This window comes from Micrococcus sp. HMSC31B01 (genome assembly GCF_001816085.1).
Taxonomy (GTDB): Bacteria; Actinomycetota; Actinomycetes; order Actinomycetales; family Micrococcaceae; genus Micrococcus; species Micrococcus luteus.
In genome coordinates this window covers 1-891 of record NZ_KV825007.1, presented here as the reverse complement: position 1 = coordinate 891, position 891 = coordinate 1, and the positions used below count along the sequence as shown (strand labels likewise).

Here is an 891-nt window from a genome sequence, read left to right as displayed (position 1 = left end):
AGAACCTCATGACCCACAACACCTAGAGGTCACGTCCTCCCTGCTGACTGACTCCGCACTCCAGGCTGTTGCCCAACTCGAAGGTGTTCAAAGGGCTGACGCCGACGCAGTGTTCGCAGCCAACGGTGCGGCTGCGGACTTTATCAGCTTCGTCTGGATGATGCTGGCCGCGGCCGAGCGGGAACTGACCAGCCCAGAGATGGTCGACCTCGACACGGTGGTGGGGTTCACCCTGGCGGCAAATCAATCCACCCAAGCTAGAACGCGATATACACGACTCGCGGGGCGAGCGCGGGAGGCCTATGTATCTGTCGATTCCGCTGCCCGTCAGAGATGGTCGCGGATCGGCTGCTCTATCGGTTCCGCTCGTAAGATTGATGAATGGGCGTCGCAGATTGCCCGTGCCCTGATCTCCGCAGACGTAACTTCTGTCTCTACGGCTCTAGAAGCGGTGGGAATCCTTCGTCCGACGATCGCAGAGTTGCTCCGGCTTCCTGAAGCACCTCGATGGGGATTTCGCGAGTCTGTACAGGGCGCGACTCTGGATGTAGATGCCGCCGAAGTCTTGCGCGACTGGCTCGAAGGTGCTTCGCTACCGCAGCTGGCAAAGAGTCACTTGGGCGCCGTCGCCGATCCCGCATGGAGGATTGAACAGATAGTCACTGCGACCACAGAGCACTTCGAGCACTATCTGTCGTGGACAGTTGGAGCGCTCATCGACCTCGTAAACACGCACCTGCAAGCAGCCGGCGGTGACGAACTCGTTTGTCCAGAACTCGGTGGGTACATCAGGTACGGAGTCAGCACGCCGGTCGCGCTCGCACTCGTGACCGAAGGTATTCGTTCACGACGGATCGCCAACCTAGTTGTTGTGGGTCATGAGGTTCTTGC

The 891-nt window shown here is 59.5% G+C and carries 1 protein-coding gene; it reads left to right on the top strand.

From position 1 onward, the window contains the following. Positions 1-109 precede the first annotated feature (109 nt). The coding region (locus tag HMPREF3105_RS12885) for a hypothetical protein (RefSeq protein ID WP_210401422.1) at positions 110-891 on the top strand (782 nt) is incomplete at its 3' end.